Source organism: Streptomyces sp. NBC_00667 (genome assembly GCF_036226825.1).
GTDB lineage: Bacteria > Actinomycetota > Actinomycetes > Streptomycetales > Streptomycetaceae > Streptomyces.
In genome coordinates this window covers 2,449,336-2,470,680 of record NZ_CP109022.1, presented here as the reverse complement: position 1 = coordinate 2,470,680, position 21,345 = coordinate 2,449,336, and the positions used below count along the sequence as shown (strand labels likewise).

The 21,345-nt window shown below is 69.5% G+C and carries 24 protein-coding genes; 15 read left to right on the top strand and 9 right to left on the bottom strand.

Annotated features, from left to right (window positions below; all coding sequences use genetic code 11):
• Positions 1–80: 80 nt before the first annotated feature.
• Positions 81–728, top strand: a complete 648-nt coding sequence (locus tag OHA81_RS11640; protein WP_329195269.1) for a mycothiol-dependent nitroreductase Rv2466c family protein — start codon at positions 81–83, stop codon at positions 726–728.
• Positions 729–851: 123 nt separating this feature from the next.
• On the opposite strand, the gene OHA81_RS11635 is transcribed toward OHA81_RS11640, so the two are convergent.
• Both OHA81_RS11635 and OHA81_RS11630 read right to left on the bottom strand, forming a co-directional pair.
• Positions 852–1,508, bottom strand: a complete 657-nt coding sequence (locus tag OHA81_RS11635; protein WP_329195267.1) for a superoxide dismutase — start codon at positions 1,506–1,508, stop codon at positions 852–854.
• A gap of 258 nt (positions 1,509–1,766) precedes the next feature.
• Positions 1,767–3,173: an amino acid permease gene (locus tag OHA81_RS11630; RefSeq protein ID WP_329195265.1), complete on the bottom strand. Its 1,407-nt coding sequence runs from the start codon at positions 3,171–3,173 to the stop codon at positions 1,767–1,769.
• 166 nt (positions 3,174–3,339) lie between these two features.
• On the opposite strand from OHA81_RS11630, the gene OHA81_RS11625 reads away from it, so the two are divergent.
• Positions 3,340–4,122 carry an SDR family NAD(P)-dependent oxidoreductase gene (locus OHA81_RS11625; RefSeq protein ID WP_329195263.1) on the top strand — a complete coding sequence of 261 codons (783 nt, stop codon included), beginning with the start codon at positions 3,340–3,342 and terminating at the stop codon, positions 4,120–4,122.
• 68 nt (positions 4,123–4,190) lie between these two features.
• Here OHA81_RS11625 and OHA81_RS11620 read toward each other — a convergent pair whose 3' ends face one another.
• Complete coding sequence (locus OHA81_RS11620; protein WP_329195261.1) at positions 4,191–5,588, bottom strand: amino acid permease; 1,398 nt, start codon at positions 5,586–5,588, stop codon at positions 4,191–4,193.
• Positions 5,589–5,875: 287 nt separating this feature from the next.
• Between OHA81_RS11620 and OHA81_RS11615 the strand changes: the two genes are divergently transcribed.
• Positions 5,876–6,457 carry a biotin transporter BioY gene (locus OHA81_RS11615; protein WP_329195259.1) on the top strand — a complete coding sequence of 194 codons (582 nt, stop codon included), beginning with the start codon at positions 5,876–5,878 and terminating at the stop codon, positions 6,455–6,457.
• Positions 6,458–6,533: 76 nt separating this feature from the next.
• Here OHA81_RS11615 and OHA81_RS11610 read toward each other — a convergent pair whose 3' ends face one another.
• Positions 6,534–7,976, bottom strand: a complete 1,443-nt coding sequence (locus tag OHA81_RS11610; RefSeq protein WP_329195257.1) for an amino acid permease — start codon at positions 7,974–7,976, stop codon at positions 6,534–6,536.
• A 230-nt stretch (positions 7,977–8,206) separates the two neighbouring features.
• Between OHA81_RS11610 and OHA81_RS11605 the strand changes: the two genes are divergently transcribed.
• Positions 8,207–8,692 (top strand): ribose-5-phosphate isomerase, encoded by a 486-nt coding sequence (locus tag OHA81_RS11605; protein ID WP_329195255.1) that lies wholly within the window; start codon positions 8,207–8,209, stop codon positions 8,690–8,692.
• Between the two features lie 219 nt (positions 8,693–8,911).
• Positions 8,912–9,718 carry an Fpg/Nei family DNA glycosylase gene (locus OHA81_RS11600; RefSeq protein WP_329195253.1) on the top strand — a complete coding sequence of 269 codons (807 nt, stop codon included), beginning with the start codon at positions 8,912–8,914 and terminating at the stop codon, positions 9,716–9,718.
• A gap of 74 nt (positions 9,719–9,792) precedes the next feature.
• On the opposite strand, the gene OHA81_RS11595 is transcribed toward OHA81_RS11600, so the two are convergent.
• Positions 9,793–11,028, bottom strand: coding sequence for a GNAT family N-acetyltransferase (locus OHA81_RS11595; protein ID WP_329195251.1), 1,236 nt, complete (start codon positions 11,026–11,028; stop codon positions 9,793–9,795).
• Between the two features lie 141 nt (positions 11,029–11,169).
• On the opposite strand from OHA81_RS11595, the gene OHA81_RS11590 reads away from it, so the two are divergent.
• The 4 genes from OHA81_RS11590 to OHA81_RS11575 all read left to right on the top strand — a co-directional run bounded on the left by OHA81_RS11590 (position 11,170) and on the right by OHA81_RS11575 (position 14,701).
• On the top strand, positions 11,170–12,285 hold the full coding sequence (locus OHA81_RS11590) for a PP2C family protein-serine/threonine phosphatase (protein ID WP_443056503.1): 1,116 nt from the start codon (positions 11,170–11,172) through the stop codon (positions 12,283–12,285).
• A gap of 202 nt (positions 12,286–12,487) precedes the next feature.
• Positions 12,488–13,888, top strand: coding sequence for a pyridoxal phosphate-dependent decarboxylase family protein (locus OHA81_RS11585; protein ID WP_329195247.1), 1,401 nt, complete (start codon positions 12,488–12,490; stop codon positions 13,886–13,888).
• Entirely contained in the window at positions 13,885–14,340 is a 456-nt protein-coding gene (locus OHA81_RS11580; RefSeq protein ID WP_329195245.1) for an HD domain-containing protein, read from the top strand. Before OHA81_RS11585 ends, OHA81_RS11580 begins: the two co-directional genes overlap by 4 nt.
• A 166-nt stretch (positions 14,341–14,506) precedes the next feature.
• On the top strand, positions 14,507–14,701 hold the full coding sequence (locus tag OHA81_RS11575) for a hypothetical protein (RefSeq protein WP_136216973.1): 195 nt from the start codon (positions 14,507–14,509) through the stop codon (positions 14,699–14,701).
• Between the two features lie 252 nt (positions 14,702–14,953).
• Here the strand turns inward: OHA81_RS11575 and OHA81_RS11570 are convergent, their stop codons facing one another.
• Both OHA81_RS11570 and OHA81_RS11565 read right to left on the bottom strand, forming a co-directional pair.
• A complete protein-coding gene (locus tag OHA81_RS11570; RefSeq protein WP_329195242.1) occupies positions 14,954–15,160 on the bottom strand; it encodes an Imm32 family immunity protein in 207 nt (68 codons plus the stop codon).
• A 111-nt stretch (positions 15,161–15,271) separates the two neighbouring features.
• Positions 15,272–16,027 (bottom strand): GntR family transcriptional regulator, encoded by a 756-nt coding sequence (locus OHA81_RS11565; RefSeq protein WP_329195240.1) that lies wholly within the window; start codon positions 16,025–16,027, stop codon positions 15,272–15,274.
• Positions 16,028–16,105: 78 nt separating this feature from the next.
• Between OHA81_RS11565 and OHA81_RS11560 the strand changes: the two genes are divergently transcribed.
• The 6 genes from OHA81_RS11560 to OHA81_RS11535 all read left to right on the top strand — a co-directional run bounded on the left by OHA81_RS11560 (position 16,106) and on the right by OHA81_RS11535 (position 19,968).
• Positions 16,106–16,384 carry a hypothetical protein gene (locus OHA81_RS11560; RefSeq protein WP_329195238.1) on the top strand — a complete coding sequence of 93 codons (279 nt, stop codon included), beginning with the start codon at positions 16,106–16,108 and terminating at the stop codon, positions 16,382–16,384.
• A gap of 400 nt (positions 16,385–16,784) precedes the next feature.
• Entirely contained in the window at positions 16,785–17,009 is a 225-nt protein-coding gene (locus OHA81_RS11555) for a hypothetical protein (RefSeq protein ID WP_329202180.1), read from the top strand.
• An 8-nt stretch (positions 17,010–17,017) separates the two neighbouring features.
• The gene (locus OHA81_RS11550) at positions 17,018–17,749 is read left to right on the top strand and encodes a GntR family transcriptional regulator (RefSeq protein WP_329195237.1); all 732 of its coding nucleotides are present in this window, start codon (positions 17,018–17,020) and stop codon (positions 17,747–17,749) included.
• On the top strand, positions 17,746–18,084 hold the full coding sequence (locus OHA81_RS11545; RefSeq protein WP_329195235.1) for a hypothetical protein: 339 nt from the start codon (positions 17,746–17,748) through the stop codon (positions 18,082–18,084). The genes OHA81_RS11550 and OHA81_RS11545 overlap by 4 nt, the downstream gene beginning before the upstream one ends.
• Before the next feature lie 470 nt (positions 18,085–18,554).
• Complete coding sequence (locus OHA81_RS11540; RefSeq protein ID WP_329195234.1) at positions 18,555–19,343, top strand: glycosyltransferase; 789 nt, start codon at positions 18,555–18,557, stop codon at positions 19,341–19,343.
• A 1-nt stretch (position 19,344) separates the two neighbouring features.
• A complete protein-coding gene (locus OHA81_RS11535) occupies positions 19,345–19,968 on the top strand; it encodes a hypothetical protein (protein WP_329195232.1) in 624 nt (207 codons plus the stop codon).
• Between the two features lie 695 nt (positions 19,969–20,663).
• Here OHA81_RS11535 and OHA81_RS11530 read toward each other — a convergent pair.
• Positions 20,664–20,873: an e9imm peptide gene (locus tag OHA81_RS11530; protein WP_329195230.1), complete on the bottom strand. Its 210-nt coding sequence runs from the start codon at positions 20,871–20,873 to the stop codon at positions 20,664–20,666.
• On the bottom strand, positions 20,870–21,334 hold the full coding sequence (locus OHA81_RS11525; protein ID WP_329195228.1) for an NUDIX hydrolase: 465 nt from the start codon (positions 21,332–21,334) through the stop codon (positions 20,870–20,872). Before OHA81_RS11525 ends, OHA81_RS11530 begins: the two co-directional genes overlap by 4 nt.
• Between the last annotated feature and the right edge of the window lie 11 nt (positions 21,335–21,345).

Sequence of the window (21,345 nt, the reverse complement as noted above, 5' to 3'; positions counted from 1 at the left end):
CGGGGGGAATGGGAGCGGCCCGGAGCTGGTTGGGCAGGGGGCAACGTGACCGGATTCGGGTGAACGACTTGAGGAGAGACATGGCCGACACGCAGGTGCGCGGGAAGACCCCGGTCGATTTCTGGTTCGACCCGCTCTGCCCGTGGGCGTGGATGACCTCGCGCTGGATGCTCGAAGTCGAGAAGGTGCGCGACGTCGAGGTCCGCTGGCACGTGATGAGCCTCGCCGTCCTCAACGAGAACAAGCTCGAAGAGCTGCCCGAGCGTTACCGCGAGATCCTCGGCCCCAAGGGCTGGGCGCCGGTGCGCGTGGTCATAGCCGCCCAGCAGAAGCACGGTGACGAGTACACCGGCAAGCTCTACACGGCCCTCGGCACCCGCATCCACAACGAGGACAAGGGCGCGACCCGCGAGGTCATCGCGGAGGCGCTGGAGGAGGTCGGCCTCCCGGCCGAGCTGCTCGCCTACGCCGACTCCGACGAGTACGACGAGGTGCTGCGCGCCTCCCACAACAACGGCATCGAGCGCGTCGGCCAGGAGGTCGGCACCCCGGTGATCTCCGTACCGGGCGCCGACGGCGGCGAGGTGGCGTTCTTCGGGCCGGTCGTGACGCCGGCCCCGCGCGGCGAGGCCGCCGCCCGGCTGTGGGACGGCACGCTGATGGTCGCGTCCACCCCCGGCTTCTACGAGATCAAGCGCACCCGCACCCAGGGGCCCGTCTTCGAGTAGGCGCCCCGGGATCCGAGCACGGAAGACCCCCGTGAGTCACGTCCTCACGGGGGTCTTCCGCTGTACACGCCCGCCGGTGAAGGTTGAGAAGACGATCACGAGGCGGCCGGGCCGTGGCGCCGATCAGCCCTTGACGGGGATCAGCAGCGGGGTGTTGGCCTTGGCGTCGGCGTAGCGCCTGGCGACGTCGTGCCAGTTGACGACGTTCCACATCGCCTCGATGAAGTCCACCTTCTGGTTCTTGTACTGCAGGTAGAAGGCGTGCTCCCAGGCGTCGAAGACCAGGACCGGCACCGAGGCCTGGCCGACGTTGCCCTGGTGGTCGTAGACCTGCTCGACGATAAGACGGCCGCTGATCGGCTCGTACGCGAGCACGCCCCAGCCCGAGCCCTGCGTGGCGGAGGCCGCGAAGGTCAGCTGCTTCTTGAACTTCGCGAAGGAGCCGAAGGACTCGGTGATCGCGTCCGCGAGGTCGCCGACGCCGTCCGCGGCGGTCGGCTCGCCACCGCCCTCGCCGGTCTTCGGGCTGGCCATGTTGTGCCAGTAGATGCTGTGCAGGATGTGGCCGGAGAGGTGGAAGGCCAGGTTCTTCTCCAGGCCGTTCAGCGCGCCCCAGTTCTCCTTCTCGCGCGCCTCCTCCAGCTGCTCCAGCGTGGTGTTGGCGCCGGCGACGTAGGCCGCGTGGTGCTTGTCGTGGTGCAGCTCGATGATCTGCGGGTTGATCACCGGCTCGAGTGCCGCGTAGTCGTACGGAAGCTCAGGAAGCGTGTAGATGGCCATGCGTGTATTCCGGTCCCCTCGGCGTGCCAACTGCTTATTGCAATCAATGCGCAACTGAACGCTAACAGTATCTATGGCCGAACACACGTAAGGGTCGCCTGCCTTCGTATGCCTTCGCCGCCCTCGCCGAAGCACCGGGCCAAGGGGCCACGACAGCGACCACGACCACGACCACGACTACGACCAGGACGAGGGGACACACGACAAAGGCGCGCCCCGTGCCGTCGCACGGAACGCGCCTTCTGCGCCGCCGGTCCCTCAGGCGGCCGCGGTCCGCCGCCCGCGTACCCGGCCGACCACCGCGAGGACGGCCGTCAGTCCGGCGGTGAAGACGACCTGGACCCGGGTGTCCCCGCCCAGCGCCATCAGGACCAGCACACCGGCGACCCCGGCCAGCGCGACCCACGTCAGGTACGGGAAGCCCCACATCCGTACCACCAGCTTCCCCGGCGCCTCCCGCTCCAGGCGGCGGCGCAGCACCAGCTGGGAGACGCCGATGAAGCCCCAGACGACGAGGATCACCCCGCCCACCATGTTCAGCAGCCAGGCGAACAAGGTGTCCGAGTACCAGTAGGACAGCAGCACGGTGACGAACCCGAAGCCGGAGGAGGCCAGCACCGCCCGGCGCGGCACACCGCCGCTGACCTTGCCCAGCGCCCTCGGGCCCTGACCCCGGGACACCAGCGAGTGGGCCATGCGCGAGGAGCCGTAGATGTTGGCGTTCATCGCGGACATCAGGGCGATCAGGATGACGACGTTCATGATCTGGCCCGCGGCCGGGATGCCGAGGTGGTCCAGGGCGGCGGCGTACGGGCCGTCCTCGACCACCGCCGGGTCGTTCCACGGCAGCAGCGTGACGATGACCAGCATCGAGCCGACGTAGACGATCGCGATCCGCCACATGGTGGTCCGCACGGCCCGGGCCACGCCCCTGACCGGGTCCTCGGACTCGGCGGCCGCGATCGTCACCGTCTCCAGTCCGCCGTACGCGACCACCGACGCGAGCAGGCCGACCAGCAGCCCGTCCGTCCCCTTGGGCAGGAAGCCGCCCTCGTGGACCAGGTTCGCGGCGCCGGGGGAGGCGGTCCCGGGCAGCAGTCCCAGGACGGCCAGCACCCCGAGGCCCAGGAACAGCGCGATCGCCCCGATCTTGAGGGCGGCGAACCAGAACTCGAACTCGCCGAAGTTCTTCACGGCGGTCAGGTTGCCGACGGTGAACAGCACCATGAAGAGCAGCACCCACATCCACGACGGGGTGCCCGGGAACCAGCCAGTCATGATGTGCGCCGCGCCGATCCCCTCGATGGCGACGCCGACGCACAGCAGCGTCCAGAACATCCAGCCGGCCGTGAACCCGGCCCACGGGCCGATCGCGCGCTCCGCGTGGACGGAGAACGAACCCGAGGCGGGGTTCGCGGCGGACATCTCGCCGAGCATCCGCATCACGCACATCACCAGCAGCCCGGACACGGCGTACGCGAGGACGATCGAGGGACCCGCGGCCGCGATGCCGGCGCCGGAGCCGACGAAGAGGCCGGCGCCGATGACCCCGCCGAGCGCGATCATGGACAGGTGGCGTTGCTTGAGGCCGCCGGCGAGGGGCGATCCGGCGCCGCCCGAGGGGGGCGCCTCCTCGGCTCGGGGTGCGGTGGCTGTCTGGCTCATGAAGGTGTTGCCTGTCCGGTGTGCGGGTGGACGGGAGGAAGTGCCCCAGTCTCACCATTGTCCGATCATCGGACACTTCGCGTCCGTTATTCGGACAACGGGATGACCATCGGTGATCGCCCCCGTACGCTCGCGACAAGACACCCACGACGCGGCAGGGGGCCGAATGGACCACGGCATAAGGGAATTGGCGGCGACGGGCCGGGGCGTCCTGGTCACCGGAGCCTCCCGGGGCATCGGACGGGCCGTCGCCACCGCCTTCGCCCGCCGGGGCGACCGGGTTGCCGTGCACTGCACCGCCCGCCGGGCCGACGCCGAACGCACGCTCGCCGAGCTGCCCGGGGAGGGCCACGTCCTGCTCACCGCCGACCTCGCCGACCCCGCGCAGGTGGCGGACCTGGCCGCCGCGGCCGAGGACGCGCTGGACGGTGTGGACGTACTGGTCAACAACGCCGCTGTCATGGTCGCGCACCCGCTCCCCACCACCTCGTACGCCGACTGGCAGGCGGCCTGGCAGCACACCGCCGCCGTCAACCTGTTCGGCGCCGCCACCTCGTGCACTGCGTCGCCCCGCCGCATGATCGACGGCGGCCGGGCGGGCCGCGTCGTCAACATCGGCTCGCGCGGCGCCTTCCGGGGCGAGCCCGACCACCCGGCGTACGGCGCCACGAAGGCGGCCCTGCACGCCCTCGGCCAGTCCCTCGCCGTCTCCCTGGCCCCGCACGGCATCGCGGTCGCGGCCGTCGCGCCCGGCTTCGTGGCCACCGAGCGGGTCGCCGGCCGGCTCGACGGGGAGGAGGGGATGCGCATCCGCGCCCAGAGCCCCTTCGGCCGGGTCGGCACCCCGGAGGAGGTCGCCGCCGCGGTCCTCCACCTCGCCTCGCCCGCGGCGGCCTGGAGCTCGGGCACCGTCCTCGACGTCAACGGCGCCTCGTACCTGCGGACCTGACGGCCCCCGAACGCCGAGCGGGCCCCCGCCTTCCGGCAGGGGCCCGTTCCTTCACCGCTCCCGTGCCCTCAGGCCCGGCGCGCCCTGAGCTCGCGCACCCACGCCACCACGAGGACGGCCGCCGCCGCACCCGAGGACCACAGCAGCTGCGGCCGCGCCGAGTCGTCGAACAGCATCAGCACCAGCACCGCCGCCATGCCCAGCAGCGCCGCCCACGTCAGGTACGGGAAGCACCACATCCGCAGCGTGAGGCGCTCGGGCATGTCCCGCTCCAGCATGCGGCGCAGCTTCAGCTCCGAGACCGCGATCAGCGCCCACACGAACAGCAGCACCGCGCCGACCGCGTTCAGCATGTAGAGGAAGACCGTGTCCGGCCACAGCAGGTTCAGCACCACCGACACGAAGCCGAAGGCCACCGAGGCGAACACGGCCCGGCGCGGCACCCCGCCGCCCGACACCTTCAGCAGTGCCTTGGGCGCCTCGCCGCGCTCGGCCAGCGAGAACACCATGCGCGAGGAGCCGTACAGATTGGCGTTGAGCGCCGAGAGCAGCGCCACGAACACCACGATGTTCATGATCTGGCCGGCCGCGGGGATCCCGATGGAGTCCAGGACGGCGACGTACGGGCTCTGCCCCGGCTCCAGCGAGTCCCACGGCAGCAGGGTCACGATGACCACCATCGAGCCGACGTAGAAGAAGAGGATGCGCCACACGGCGCTGCGCACCGCCCGGGCCACGGACTTCGCCGGGTTGTCGGACTCCGCGGCCGCGATGGTGACGACCTCCAGGCCGCCGAAGGCGAAGATGACCGCGAGCATGCCCGCGACCACCCCGCCGAACCCCTCGGGGAAGAACCCGCCCTGGCCGGTCAGGTTGGCCATGCCGATGGGATCGGTGTCCGGGAGCAGGCCGAAGATCGCGAGCGTGCCGAGGATCAGGAAGAGGACGATCGCGCCGACCTTCAGGGCCGCGAACCAGAACTCGAACTCGCCGAAGTTCTTCACGGCGGCCAGGTTGGTGACGGTGAAGACCACCATGAAGATCAGCACCCAGACCCACTGGTCCACCGAGGGCAGCCAGCCGTTCGCGATCTTCGCCGCGCCGGTGGCCTCCACCGCGAGCACCACGACCAGCAGGAACCAGTAGAGCCAGCCCGCCGAGAACCCGGCCCAGCGCCCCAGGGCCCGCTCCGCGTACACGGAGAAGGAACCGGAGGCGGGCATGGCCGCCGACATCTCGCCGAGCGCGCGCATCACCAGCATGGCGAGGGCGCCCGCCAGCAGGTACGAGCAGATGATCGCCGGTCCGGCGATCGAGATGCCGGCGCCGGAGCCGACGAAGAGCCCGGCGCCGATCACTCCGCCGAGGCCCAGCATGGTCAGGTGGCGCTGCTTGAGGCTGTGGCTCAGGGGTTCGGGGGAAAGCCCGTCCGCGGGGGCGGGCTTGTCGGTCAGGCGGTCGCGCATGAGGGTGGGCTCGTACTCTCGTTCGGCCTGGTGGCGAAGGGGATTCGCGCAGATTGGAGGGACCCTACAGTCTCGCCGGAGGGCGTTCGTCTGCGCAAAACGGACGTGAAGTCTCTAGTGGGTCGTGATGGGGATCACTGCAACTCTGGTGCGGGGAAGGGTTTTTGTCCACTCTCCACGAAACCGCGCAGTACGGCTTGTTCCTGGCGGCGGTGGGGCGGCGACCGGCCCCGGACTAACGTCGATGATCGTCCCGTCATCCGATCACCCCCACGCGGAGTCCCCTCATGAGCACTGCTTCCGTCTCCTCCCGGCCCGGCGCCGTCCTCGCCGACCTGCTGCCCGCGAGCCGCGTACGTGACGTCGCGCTCGTCGTCGGCGGAGCCGCGCTCATGGGCGTCGCCGCCCAGATCTCCGTCAAGGTCCCGGGCCTGATCGTGCCGATCACCGGCCAGACCTTCGCCGCACTGCTCGTCGGCGCCGCGCTCGGCGCCGGCCGCTCCTTCCTCTCCATGGCGCTGTACACGCTCGTCGGCATGGCCGGAGTGCCGTGGTTCGCGCACGGCGCCTCGGGCGCGGGCGGCGCCACCTTCGGCTACGTGCTCGGCATGCTGCTCGCCTCCACCGTCGTCGGCGCCCTCGCCCGGCGCGGCGGCGACCGCTCCGTCCTGCGTACGGCGGGCACGATGGTGCTCGGCTCGGCCCTCGTCTACGCGGTGGGCGTCCCGTACCTGGCCCTGTCCACCGGGATGACCTTCGCCGCGGCGGTGGCGGGCGGCCTGACCCCGTTCCTGATCGGCGACGCCGTCAAGGCGGCCCTGGCGATGGGCCTGCTGCCCGCGACGTGGAAGCTGCTCGACCGCCGCTGAGCGGCCCGTACGCGAAACGAAGCAGCCCCGGACCACGAGCGTGGTCCGGGGCTGTTGCGCGGGGAGTACCCCGGGACTACGCGGACGTGACGGCCCCGGCGGCCTTGCGGCGCCAGTCGCGGACCGCGCCGATCACCAGGACGACCGCCGCGACCAGCAGCGACAGCATCACGGTCTCGCGGTTGTCCTTGTCGTAGACCATGTAGGCCAGGACGAAGGCGATCATGCCGGCGGTGATCCAGGTCAGGCCCGGGAAGAGCCACATCTTGACGGTGAGCTTCTCCGGCGCCTCGCGTTCGAGGATCCTGCGCATCCGCAGCTGGGTCAGGCAGATGACCAGCCACACGAAGAGCGCGATCGCACCCGAGGAGTTCAGCAGGAAGTCGAAGATCGTGTCCGGGAACGCGTAGTTGAAGTACACGGCGAGGAAGCCGAAGACCACGGACCCCAGGATCGCGGCGGTCGGCACACCGTTCTTGCTGACCTTGGCGAACGCCTTCGGGGCGTCACCGCGCTCGCCCAGCGAGAACGCCATGCGCGAAGCGGTGTACAGGCCCGAGTTCAGGCAGGACAGCACGGCCGTCAGGACGATCACGTTCATGATCTGACCGGCGTGCGCGATGCCGATCGAGTCGAGGGCGGCTACGTACGAGCCCTTGTCGACGATCGACTTGTCGTTCCACGGCAGCAGCGTCAGCACGATGAAGATCGAGCCGAGGTAGAAGACGCCGATGCGCCAGATCACCGAGTTGGTGGCCTTGGTGACCGCGCGGCGCGGGTCCTCGGACTCGCCGGCGGCGAGGGTGACGATCTCACTGCCCATGAACGAGAAGACGACCATCAGCACACCGGTGAGGATCGAGCCCCAGCCGTTGGGCATGAACCCGCCGGCGTCCGTGAGGTGGGCGAAGCCCGCGCCGGGGTTGTCCGAGCCCGGCAGGACGCCGAAGACGGCGAGCATGCCGACGATCACGAACGCGCCGATGGCGACGACCTTGATGCCCGCGAACCAGAACTCGAACTCGCCGTAGGAGGCGACCGAGCCGAGGTTGGTGACGGTCAGGACCGCCATCACGATCAGCGCCCATCCCCACTGGGGGACGGCCGGTATCCAGCCTTCGAGGATCTTCGCGCCGGCGGTGGCCTCCACCGCCAGGACGACGACCCAGAAGAACCAGTACAGCCAGCCGATGGAGAAACCGGCCCAGCGGCCGAGCGCGCGGTCGGCGTAAGCGGAGAAGGAGCCCGAGTTCGGGCTCGCGGCGGCCATCTCGCCGAGCATGCGCATCACGAAGACGACCATCGCGCCGACGAGTGCGTACGACACGAGGATGGCGGGACCGGTCTTGGCGATGCCGCCGCCGGAGCCGACGAAGAGTCCTGCTCCGATGACACCGCCGATGGCGATCATGGACAGGTGGCGGTTCTTGAGACCGGCCTTCAGACCATCGGAGGGCTTGGCGTCGCCGGGGGTGCCGGAGGGGTCGCCTGCCTTCTGAAGGGTCGTCGTGGAGCTCATGGACGATTCCTTAGGTTCTCGGGTTGCGAGTCCCGGCATTGAAACCTGAGATGAACGCCAGACGGAAGACCTCGTTCCGGAAGGTTGCCCCGGGCTAAAGTCCGGGACCTTCGTCCCACCCCGTCCCGTCTGGGTTGTTGGGCATAATTTGAGCTTGGCGGGTGACTCATGCCACACCCCCGTCGCCACCCTCCAGCCGTAGTCCAGGCAGGCCGTGCCACACTCGACCCATGCGCGTGTACCTCGGATCTGACCATGCCGGCTTTGAGCTGAAGAACCACCTCGTGGACTGGCTCAAGAACAACGGCCACGAGCCCGTCGACTGCGGGCCCCACATCTACGACGCGGTCGACGACTACCCGCCGTTCTGCCTGCGCGCCGCGGAGAAGACCGCGGCGGACGCTGACAGCCTCGGCATCGTCATCGGCGGCTCCGGCAACGGCGAGCAGATCGCCGCGAACAAGGTCAAGGGCGTCCGCGCCATCCTGGCCTGGAGCGTCGAGACCGCGAAGCTCGGCCGTGAGCACAACAACGCCAACGTGATCTCCGTCGGCGGCCGGATGCACACCCAGGACGAGGCCGTCGCCTTCATCGAGGCCTTCCTGGCGACCCCGTACTCCGGCGAGGAACGCCACACCCGCCGCATCGACATGCTCACCGCGTACGAGACCACCGGCGAGCTCCCCCCGATCCCGGCCCACCACCCCCAGGGCTGATCCGCACGATCTTGTGGGCCGTGCCGCCGGACACCGGCGGCACGGCTGTTCCCGCCGCTCCGGGCGAGCGGCACGGCTGTTCCCGCCGCTCCGGGCGCCCGCGGCGAGCCGCGCGTCTTTCCGCCCGGCCTCGCGCCCGTCGCCCCGCCCGGCGCCACGCTCGTTTGCCCGCCCGTCGTCCCGCCCGCCTTCCCGCTCGTCGCCGTGAGGAGCCCCGCCGTGCCCGAGGGGCATACGATCCACCGCCTCGCCCAGGACCACACCGCACGCTTCGCCGGGCGTCCGGTACGGGTGAGCAGCCCGCAGGGCCGGTTCGCCGAGAGCGCCGCCCTGCTCGACGGCCGCACCCTGGAGAGCGCCGAGGCGCACGGCAAGCACCTCTTCCTGGAACTCGGCGACGCCTGGATCCACATCCACCTCGGCCTCTTCGGCAAGCTCGGCTTCGGCCCCGCGCCGGCCCCGCCCGCCACCGACACGGTCCGCCTGCGCCTGGCCAACGAGGACCACTGGGCCGATCTGCGCGGGCCGACCGCCTGCGCGCTGCTCGGCGAGGGCGAGAAGAAGGCGATACACGAGCGTCTCGGCCCCGACCCGCTGCGCCCGGGCGACGACCCCGACCGGGCGTGGAAGCGGATCTCCCGCTCCCGTAGCACCGTCGCCGCGCTGCTCATGGACCAGAAGGTGATCGCGGGCGTGGGCAACGTCTACCGGGCCGAGGTGCTCTTCCGGCACGGCATCGACCCGTACCGGCTCGGCAAGGACCTGACGCGGGCGGAGTGGGACGCCGTCTGGGCCGACCTGGTGGCCCTCATGCGCGAGGGCGTACGGAACAACCGGATCGACACCGTCCGCGACGAGCACATGCCGCAGGCCATGGGCCGCCCGCCCAGGGTCGACGACCACGGCGGCGAGGTGTACGTCTACCGCAGGGCGAACATGCCCTGCCACATCTGCGGGGGCGAGATCCGCACCGCCGGCCTCGCCGCCCGCAACCTCTTCTGGTGCCCGGGCTGCCAGATCCGCTAGGCGCCGTCTCTTTCGGATCTTGCCGGGCGGCGCGGGTCAGGCCCGATCCGCAAGAGACGGCCCAGGCGTGCGCCTCAGAACCCGTGGGGGAGCCAGGGCGCCACGTCACCGGCGAAGGCCCGTGAGGCCCGCACCAGTGCGCCAGGGCGCAGCTCGCGCACGCGCCCGGCGCCGGCCAGCGAGGTCAGCGTGATCCCGCCCAGGTACGCCGAGCCCAGGTCCCGCACCGACAGCTCCAGGTCCACCGGGTCGGCGCTGCGCACGCAGGACGCCGTCCCGTCCGGCCCGACGCGCAGCCGCCACCGCCCCTCGTTCCACGGACAGAACGCGTCCTCCACCTCCAGGACCACGTCCAGCGGCGTCCCGTACCTGCGCGCCTCCAGCGCCGCTCCGAGATCCACGAGCCGCACGTACAGCGCGTCGCGCGGGTTCGGCCTCGACCGCCGCACGTCGCTCACCAGGTGCAGCACCGGATCGTCCGCCGGGCGCCCGGTGGCCCGCACGGTCGACGTCAGGTCGATCCCGCAGAGGTAGCGCCACAGCGCCGCGTACACCGCCGGGTCCAGCGCGTCGAGGTCGCACACCTCCACCTTCCCCGCCGCGCCGGTGGGCTCCCACTCGGGCTTCACCCGGTAGCGGGCGTACCCCGCCACCTGCCCGTCCGGCCCCTCGGCGACCACGCACTTGAGCGGCGAGGCGCCCGCCCGCACGGACTCCGGGTCCAGCAGCGCCTGCCGCTCCCAGCCCGGCTGCCGGGCGGGCATCCCCGGCCGCAGCGCCGTCAGGGCGGCGTAGACCCGCTCACAGTCGGCCAGGGCCTTCTCCGGGTCCACGAGGCGCAGCCTGATCGCGTCGGTCCCCGGAGGCGCGCAGAGCCGTACGCGGCTGGTGTCGATCTCCAGGGCCAGCGCGTAGGTGCCGGTTCCGTAGCCGAACCGTCCGTAGATCGCGGGCTCCGAGGCCGTCAGCACGGCGAGTGGTTCACCACCCGCCCGGATGTCGTCCAATTGGCGGCGCATCAGCGACGTCAGCACCCCGCGCCGGCGGTGGGTCGGCGCGACGCCCACCATCGTGACGCCCGCGGCGGGCACCAGAACCCCGCCCGGCACCGACAGCCGGAAGCTGAACGCGCTCGCCGAACCCACGCAGTCCTCGCCGTCCCACACCGCGAGCGAACGTTCCAACTCCGTGAGGGACTTGTAGAGTTCACGCTCCTCGGGGGACTCGGGCACACCGCCGAACGCCAGTTCAAGGTGGTCGTACCAGACATCCCACTCATCAGCCTGCAATACCCGCGTCTCAAGAGCCATATGCGCATCCTTATCAGGGCAATCCCGTCCAGTCGCGTTTTCGCCCCTCGGCGGGCCCCAGGTCCGGGGGTACCCCTGCGCGCGCACAGCCAGGATGGATAGGGTCCCGAAGCAATGGCCGGAGCAGGTGTGGAGACGCTCATGGCCCGGACGCGCATGCTGTCGCACCGGGCACGCACCGGGCTGCGCAAATCCGCGGTCGACTACTTCCGTGGGGACGCCTCCGACTGGCTCGCCTTCGGGGGCCTGCTCCTCACCGTGCCCGCGATCGCCTTCGGCACACTGATGATGCCCGTCTGGTTCTCGCCGTCCGCGCTCGTCCTGCCGATCGTGGCGGGCGGCCTGCTGCTGCGGCCGGCCAGCCTGCTCGCCCTGTACGCCGCCTCGGCCGTCGCCCTGATCGTGGAGGCGCTCGTACTGGGCCCGTACACCGAGGGGCCGGCCAGGGTCACGCCCGGCACGGTGCTGGTGGTGGCGGCCTGCGGGTTCTTCGGGCTGGTCATCGCCCAGTTCCGCAGCCGGGTCGGAGTGCCGTGGCGGCGCGGCGGCACCATGCTGTTCGACCTGCGCGAACGGATCCGGGTGCAGAGCAAGCTGCCGTCCCTGCCGTCCGGGTGGCACCGGGAGATGGCCCTGCGACCGGCCGGCGGCCAGTCCTTCTCCGGGGACTTCGTGGTGGCCGCCCGCACGAACGGCGGCCGGACCCTGGAGGTCGTCCTCACCGACGTCTCCGGCAAGGGCATGGAGGCCGGCTCCCGCGCCCTCCTCCTCTCCGGGGCCTTCGGCGGCCTGCTCGGGGCCCTGCCCCCGCACGGGTTCCTGCCCGCCGCCAACGGCTACCTGCTGCGCCAGGACTGGGAGGAGGGCTTCGCCACCTCCATCCACCTCGTCCTGGACCTGGAGACCGGGGACTACGAACTCCTCTCCGCCGGCCACCTCCCCGCCCTCCAGCTCTCCGCGGGCACCGGCCGCTGGCGGGAGGTCTCCGGCGAGGGCCCGCTGCTCGGCGTCTACGACGGCGCGGAATTCACCCCGGCCCGCGGGAACCTCCGCCGCGGGGACGTCCTGATGCTCTTCACGGACGGCCTGGTCGAGACCGCGGACCGCGACATCAGCGAGGGCATCGACCGCCTGACGGGCGAAGCCGACCGCTACGTCGCCGCCGGCTGGGACGGCGCGACCTGGCACCTCATCGAGAAGGTGGCCAAGGACGTCAACGACGACCGCGCCCTCCTCCTCATCCGCCGCTCCCCGTAAGGGGGACGCTGCCGGCATGATCCAGCCCCGCCGGCGTTTGAGGCGCGGTCCGCAGCCGGGCGGAGCCCCGCAATGCCCGGCGCAGCCGGGGCCGCTCGCGCCGCGGCGCCGCACGGGATCCGGCGCCCCCCGGCGAGGCAGGGGGCCACCCACCGCCGATTGGCCCGCCCCCCGGCCCCCACCCCCCGCATAACGTGCCCGAATGCATCCCACCCTCGCCGCCGACCTCGCCCGCCTCCCCGCCCTCCTCGACGCCACCCGCCACGCCGCCGCCGAGGCCCTCGCCACCCTCGACACCCGCCCCGTCCTCCCCGGCGCCGGGACACCGGCGGAGCCGCCCCTCACCCCCGAGCCCCTCCCCGACACCCCCACCGGCACCGAAGCCACCCTCACCGCCTTCCGCACCCGCTGGGCCCCCCGCCTCTCCGCCTCCGCCGGCCCCCGCTACCTCGGCTTCGTCACCGGCGGCGCCACCCCCGCCGCCCTCGCCGGCGACTGGCTCACCGCCGCCCACGACCAGAACAGCAACTCCGCCCTCGACGGCGCCGGTCAAGACCTCGAACGCGAGACCGTCACCTGGCTCCGCGACCTCTTCGGCCTCGGTCCCGCCCACACCGGCACCTTCGTCAGCGGCGCCACCATGTCCAACACCACCGGCCTCGCCATCGCCCGCGAGTGGCTCGGCGAACGCCTCGGCGTCTCCCCCTCCGACGACGGCGCGGCAGCCCTCGGCCCCGTCCGCGTCCTCTCCGGCGCCCCGCACTCCTCCATCGCCAAGGCCCTCTCCCTCCTCGGCCTCGGCCGGAGCGCCCTGGTCCCCGTCCCGACCCTCCCCGGCCGGGAGGCCGTCGACCCCGCCGCCCTCGACCGGGCCCTGGCCGACACGCCCGGCCCCGCCGTCGTCGTCGCCAACGCCGGCACCGTCAACACCGTCGACTTCGACGACCTGCGCGCCCTCGCCGCCCTCAAGACCCGGCACGACTTCTGGCTCCACACCGACGCCGCCTTCGGCGCCTTCGCCGCGCTCTCCCCGGACCACGCCCACCTCACCGACGGCCTCGACGCCGCCGACTCCGTCTGCGTCGACCTGCACAAGTGGCTCAACGTCCCCTACGACAGCGCCGTCCAGTTCACCCGTCGCCGCGACCTCCAGGCCCGCGTCTTCCAGAACGCCGCCGCCTACCTCGGGCCCCTCGGCGACCACCCGGACCTGGTCCACCTGACCCCCGAGAACTCCCACCGGCTGCGCGCCCTCGCCGCCTGGTTCACGCTCCGCGCGTACGGCCGCGAGGGCCACCGGGAAATCGTCGAGCGCGACATCGCCTGCGCCCGCGCCCTCGGCGCCGAGCTCTCCGCGGACCCGGCCCTCACCCTCCTCGCCCCCGTCCGCCTCAACGTCGTCTGCTTCACCCTCGCCGACGCCCCCACCCCCGCCCGTCTCACCGCCCTCCGCGAGGCCGTGCAGCCGGAGGTGTTCGTCACCCCCACCGTCTACGCGGGAACCCCCGCGCTGCGCGCCGCGTTCTCCAACTGGCGCACCACCGGGGCGGATGTGCGCCGGGCCGCCCAGGCCCTCCGTACGGCAGCAAGGGAGCTCACATGACGGACGGGGTCCTGACCCTCCTCGAAGTGGAGGCCCTCGCCCGCGCGGCGCACGAGGGGCAGACCGACAAGGCCGGCCGTCCCTACGCCGAGCACCTCGCCGCCGTCGCCGAGGGCGTGCGCATGCGCGGCGGCACGCCCGAGCAGCAGGCCGCCGCCTGGCTCCACGACGCGATCGAGGACCACGCCCTCACCCCCGCCTGGCTGGAAACGGCCGCCCTCCCCGAGGGGGTCAAGGCCATGGTCCTCGCGCTGACGAAGATCCCGGGCGAGCCGGTCGAGGAGTACACGGCCCGCATCCTCGCCACCGAGGGCGCCCTGCTGGTCAAGGAGGCGGACCTGGCGCACAACGCCGACCCCGCCCGCCTCGCCGTCCTGGACCGCCCCACCCGCGACCGGCTGTCCGCGAAGTACGCGTATGTCCGCTCGCTCCTCGGCCTGCCCACCCCTTGACCCCCGCCCCGCGCCCGAAATATGCGGCCGACACCTGCGGTTGAGCGAAAACCCGCGATGGCGGTTCGTCACGGGACGGATAGCCGGGCCCGGTTGGTGGGAGGATGGTCCTTGTGGGGGCAAGTGCCCCGGGCCGACCAGGGGACGACCGAAGGTGTGATCAGTAGTGGCCATTTCGCTGTCAGTGGTGGTTCTGTTGGCGATCATTCTGGTGGTGCTGATCCGCGGCAGCCACATCAAGGCCGGCCCGGCGATCGTCGCGGTCCTCTTCGGCTTCTTCCTCGCGTCCAGCTCCATCGCCCCGGACGTGAACCGCTTCCTGAACTCCCTGGCGGACACCATCGCCGGCATCAAGCTCTGACCCGGCCCCGGACCCCGGGCCGCACCCCCCGCAAGAACGACCGAGGGCCGGACGGAGGAGTCATCCTCTGCCCGGCCCTCGGCCATAAGAGCGGGTGACGGGAATCGAACCCGCGTAGCTAGTTTGGAAGATCGCGTACCCGCATCGCCCCTGGCGAGCCAAGACGCTGACCTGGCGCTTTCCCGCTCCCTCACCCGTGCTGCCCGCAGTTCCCCGCTCGCGGCCCCTTCACCGGGCACGTGAGGGGCACGCCTAGAGCGCGTCGTCACGCTCCAGGACAAGGTCGGCCGAGCCTGCCTCAAGGTCGACGTTCGCATCGAGGTGAAGGTGGTATCCGTTCCTGAGGTCGGGGTCGGCAAGCTCCAGCAGCCTCGCCGCGAGGGCGCGCAGCCCTTCTGCGTTGGCCGTTATGAGAGCCTCGCCTTTCGAGCTCTGCACCTTGATCCGCGGTTCATCCATGTCGTCACACTAATGTGCGGCCGAGGAAGCGACCCTGTGCCTTGAGCCGGGTCTCGGGCGCTGGGATGTCCGAGGTCACCTGCGCCGGGAAGGGGACCTGCGCATCGGGGGTCAGCGGCTGATCGGAACCTCGTACACGATCTCGCACAGTGCGACGGGAATGACGATGTCCGCGGTCTCCACGGGCTGTCCCTGGTCGCTGTAGTAGGTCCGTCGGATATGAGTCACCAGGGCCGCCTTCTGGATGCCCAGAAGAGACGCCTCTTCGGCACTCGCCTGCCGCGGCTCCGGCTGCTCCACGGCATGACTGACGGTGATCCCGATCTCGGCCATCCGGTTCACCACCCCCACCCCAGCGTGCGGCCCGCCTTCCGGCAGTACGACGAGCGTCCCCGCGGTGAGTTCGTACGGCTCCCAACTCGTCGACAACTGCACCGGCCTGCCGTCCGCGAGGAACTCGTACACCGTCCGCACGCACAGCTCGCCCTCGGCGATCCCGAGCCGCACTGCGATCTCGGCCGGTGCGGGCACTTTCGCCTCGGTCCGGCTCTCCCAGTTCCCCTGCTTGCCCAGGGCCTGCATGTCCGCGCGGAACGGGGAGCTGCTGAGCTGCTCGCGGGCAGAGGAGCGCACCACCCGGACGCGCTGACGGGGCTCCGCGACGTACGTACCTGAGCCTGCGCGGCCTTCCAGCACACCTTGCGAAATCAGCAGTTCCTGCGCCCGGCGGACCACGTTCTCGCCGACACCGCACTCCTGGGCGATCTGGGCTCGTGAGGGGAGCCGGTCGCCAGGTGTCCACTCGTGATCCGCGACCCGCTGCCGCAGTACGTCGGCGATGCGGAGATAAGGCGGCTGCTCAGGCATGTAGAAAATCTAGTCCACTAGCTCTAACCTAGTTAACTAGCTTTACTCCACGTAATCGTATGGCGACCGGAGGCCCCTGTGCCCGCTTCGGAAGGAAGGGCCGAAGGCATCGCAGCTCGGTTGTCCGACCTCGGACTGACCACCCGCGTGGAGGAACACGCCCGTTACGCGTCGATCGAAGCGGAGGTGCCGGAAGCGCTGCCCGCCGATGCGTGGCGGGACGTCCTGGCAGTGATGGCGGAGGCCGATCGATTCGGGCTTCTCGCCAGCAGTTTGACCGGCCGCACCCTCTGGGCCGCCGTACACAAAGAGGTCCCCGCGACGGGCGACGTCCGGGGACCTGGCCATCAGCGATAGGAGCTGATCAGCGTGTCCAACCCTATGGGCCCCACCGCCACCCACACCAGGGGGCGCTACCCGTCTGAGGGCTGGCGTCGCCTTGCCTTAACGGGACCGCCACCCAACCCGCTTGACGGCAAGGAGCGCCCAGAAAAGGCCTCTACCGCCATCTCCCACCCTCTCCCCACCCAGACCCTCCCCACAGAGGCGGAGACCGTCTGATGCCTCCTCAGCAGCGCTCAGCGGCTTACGCCCCAGCCACCCCCTATCTGTCGAGCTCCTGTGTGATCGGCACTCATCGGGAGTGCGCGCAGTCGTCTCCCGCCACGGCACCGGTCGGTGTACCTGTGATCTACGAGGCATGCGTCTGCTCCTGCCATCCCGCCGACGGGCAATCCGAACCGCGGCGGGTGACCCGGTGAGCGGATGGACACCGAGCGGTGCCCTGGCCGCGAACATCGAGATCACCTCAACCACCGTCCGGCGTGGCGACGTCATCCAGATAGGCGGTCAGCCATGTCGCGTCGCGGACCTCATCCAGCTACCAGCCGGAGCAAAGAGGCTTTTCTTCGAATCGGGTGAACTGCTGACCATGCACGCCCGGACCCGCCTCATCGCCCTTCGGATGCAGAGGAAGTGGTGAGCCGGCTCATGTCCTCTCGTCGTCACGTCATCGCCGATGACCTGCGGAACCAGATCCTTTCGGGCCGCATCGAGGCTGGCGCGCGTCTCCCTTCCGAGGCGCAACTCGCCGCCCGGTACGCGGTCAGCACGCCAACGCTGCGGAGCGCCCTCGCACTGCTCCAGGGCGAAGGGCTGGTGGAGAAGTTCCACGGAAGCGGGAACTTCGTCCGTCGCGCCCGCCTCAGAATCACCTACGTCGGCGGGAGTCGTGCCTCAGCCGTGCAGCTCGCAACTGATCGGACGCTGCGCGTCAGGGTTGAGGCCACACACCTCCGCGCGCAAGCCCACCTGGCTGCCCTGCTCAATGTTCCGCCTGGCAGCCCTCTAACGGAGTTCCTCTGCCTCAGCCACGAGGGGAAGTCGGCGCACAGCCTGACCCGCATCTACGTCCCTCGCGACCTGGCGCCGGCTGACCTCTCCGGTGCGTTGTCTGACCCCGAGGACATAGCGGCGAAGCTGGCAGCGCTGCGTCCACCCCTGGCCGAGGTCCAGGAGACAGTCAGCGCCGGCCTCCCCACCCCGGAAGACGCAGCGGCCCTTCGGATCAGCACATCCCTGGCTGTCCTCTCGATCAGGCGCGTGGCGACCGACACCACCGGTCGCGTAGTCGAAGCAGCCCTTCTGCTGCTCCCCGGGGACCGAGCAGACGCCCACTTCACCGCCCGCCACACGAGGGAAGAGAGGGGTTCGAACGCATGACGCCGCACAACGAACTGCGACTCCTCCCATGGTCGGGCCCAGACGGCAAGCCCTGCTTCCTGAGCGCCGGGGCCAACGACGGCTACCTGTCGCGTCTGGCTGACATCTCAGAAGCGGCTCAGCTCGACCTGGGGACCGAGCTCCTGGAACACGCCCTCGATCTACTCGCCGACGAAGAGGCGGAGCCGGACGAACTGCGCACCCTGGCCACCGACCTGACCCGAGCCCTACGAGATGCCGTCCGGGTAGCAACCAGCCGCGGCCACCGGCTACCGACACCAGCCCCCTTGTCGCAGGAGGAACACGACAACACCGACCACCCGCTGCTGGCCTAACGCCACCCCAGTTGCGACAGCCATGTCCCAGACCTCGTCTGGGACATGGCTGCTTCGCGTCCATTGAGGCCGACACACGGCTCCGGAGGCCCTGTGCGCCTCACGCGTTTCAGCTGGCCAAGGGGCTGGGTGCATTGCTACCCGCTTTGCCAGTCCACGAATAGGCCGCGAGCAACGAAACTGTGCCGCACGGTCAGCGACAGCTGCTTTGTAAGCTCGATCACCGCACGGCTTGACCCTACGGCCGTATGGTCACGCCGTCCACATCAGGGTACTCAAGCATGCTGTCGCCCTACGTTGTTGATGTCACCAACAGATGTCAGCCGCCGCGCCGCGCTCTGCCGGGAAGCACAGGTGGGCACCCCATCGACCACCGACGGAAATCACTCTAATGGGTCTATAACGATGCGCCACACAGAACACCGTTCTAACCTGGCCGGAGATGCGTGACGGAACCGTAGGAGAGGCCCGTGGACAACCCGGAGGAGAAGCGCGATGTGAGATTCAGCGCCGTGATTCCAACATGGAATGAAGAGGAATGGCTTCCCGGACTGCTGTCGAATCTCCGACGGTTCTCACAGATTACGGAAATCATCGTTGCCGACAATGATTCAGGCGATCAAACCCGCAGGATAGCCCGGCTTCATGGCGCTCGCGTAGTTGCCGGAGGGTACCCCGCCGCGGCCAGAAACGAAGGAAGCAAGTACGCGACTAGCGATTACATTCTATTCATAGACGCCGATGCGGCCGTAAGTGCCCCAGTACTCAAAAAGGCCGCCGAAGCATTCGCTGATGACCAGAACGTCGCCGTGCACTTCCCGTTGGCACCCATTGACAGCTCCTCCTCCTTTTTCAAAGTTTGCTACTTTCTCATGAACGCCTATGTGAGAACGCTTTCGATCTTCGGAATAGCGCAAGGCACGGGGACATTCTTGGCAGTAAGAAAGGATGCTTTCCACGCAGCGCGTGGTTTTGATGAATCCATAGGACCTGGCGAAGACGCGGATTTCCTGAGGAGGGTAAGCCGCCAGGGAAGAGTGCGGTACGAAAGGTCGGCGCTGGTAGGCACCTCAACCCGCCGCTTCCATCTTGAGAACCCGCTAATTTTCATGCTCAAGACTTGCGGTTGGGCACTCTTGCGGCTGGTTCAGGCTCACTTCCTGGCAGGGCGGTACACCTGGAAAACCTACCCATCCGGATTGGGCAGCAGGGAGCGCGCGCTCTACGTCGACTTCATACGCGAACAGGAAGCGACCTGAGATGGCTATATTCCGAAGCAAGAGAAGGGAGGAGGCCAGTCGTGGGGAGAGTTTCGAGGCCCAGAGGTCCGAGATCGCCTTCTTCATGGAGAAAGCTTTTCAGATCTCCTTCGTATATTTTGCCGGAGTCGCCGCCTTCTTTGCGGTCTCTAAGAGCGACGTTATGACTTCGATCGTTCAGGCAACTGGGATACCTCTGTCAGGCCTGGCAGCCGTGGTGATCCTGCTCCTTAATCTAGTCTACGTGACACTCGCATGTGCTTGCCTATTTGCCGTGCTGAAGCGCGGCTTGTTCATCCTCACTCACACCTCAAATGCGCCTATAGGGCAAGCTAAGGAGTCGATTCATTGGAAATGGGAGGAGTTTGTTAGGAATGATGAGGCCATGGGCGCCGCAAGGATGCGAAATGTAGCGTGGAACATCGACAACTACTACATGATCCCTCTGTTCTCCGTCATTGTGATCGCTTCGGTAATTTCCGCCGTGATGGCCATGGCATGCGGGTCCGTCATAATCCAATGCACGGCTTCCGTCCTGATAGTCCTGCATGTGATACCGGGATTCATACTGCGGCAGTTGACTGTCCTTGATCGGCAATGCCGCAGAATACTTGAGGGTGAGTAGAGCCGATATGGTCGCGCTTCTCATCGGGGTTCAGTTGGTTGGGGGCCCGTGAGGTAACTAGCCGGTACCACGCTTTCCCGTATTGCAACTCGCGTCAGCCGCAGCACACCCTCGCTGTCATCCCGTCTGCCGTCGACCCACACGGAGTGATAGCAGACCAGGCTTCTGGGGCCCAGGTGGAGCGCCCTGCTGGACGAACGACCTGGGACCCAGAAGCCTGGTCTGCTATGGCTTGCCTGGGGCGACGGCAGACGGGATGACAGCTCCCCACCCCCACCGCAAACCGGCCCGCAGCCGCACGGCCGGCCCCACTCATCCCGGAGCCTGAGCTCCCCCGCCGGAGGCATGTCTTTGAGCGGCTGGTGATGTCGGACCTCGGGATCCTGGTGCTCGGCTCTCGGCGGCTCGGTGCGTTCCGCTGGGGCCTGCGTCAGGGGCTGCGCCTGGTGGTGTTGGCCGAAGTCGTGCCTTCGCTCGGCGCCGTTGGTGGGGCTGGGCTGGAGTCGTGGGCTCGGTCGCGTCAGCCGTACAGCGGTTGTCCCTCCATCGAACCCGTGCCGTCTGGCGGGCGGCCGGCGGTCGGGCTGGAGCGGGGCGGAGACAGGAGCGCAGGCCCGGGCGACGGGCCGCGCGCGCCGCGCTGTGCGCGGCGGGTGCCTTGATGAAGTAGGGAAACTCTTACCGCGTCGCCGGGCTCAGAGCGCGAAGGGCTCGTATGCCATGGCTCGGGCCACGATCTTCTCGGGGCTCAGGTTGGGATCGAAGTCCCAGTAGATGTAGTCGCTGATGTGCGGGCATCGCGGTGCCAGCCTCAGGGCGTCAACGGTCGCGTCAACTTCGGCCTCATCGGTGATGCTGCCGTCCATGAGCCGTGCGACGAGTCGTACCGCTTCGTCGCGGGTCACGCTGTGAGCAGCTGGCGGCCGTCGTGGCTGCGGACGTGGGGGCCCGCGTCGTCCAGGGCGTCCAGGAGGCGGATCGCGTAAACCTCGGACATCTGGGCTGCGACCTCGTCCGGGGTGAGCCAGGCAACCGCGGTCGATTCTTCCGAGGTGCGCTCGGTGCCACCGGACGGCTTGCAGCGGAAGACCAGGGCGACGATGCCTCGGGTCGTGTTCTTGTAGACGCCGGTGAGTTCGTCTACCTCGACCTCGATGCCCGTCTCCTCCAAGACCTCGCGGCGGACGCCGGCCTCCGGGGCCTCGGTGAGTTCGAGTACGCCGCCCGGCAGTTCCCACGTCCCGTTGTCCGCTCGGCGGATCGCCAGGAGCCGGCCGTCCTCGCGGAGCACTGCCCCGGCGACGGACACGGAGTGCAGTGGCGTTGACTTGTCCTGCGGGGAACCCGTACTCATGTACAGGAGCATAGGAGGAAGAG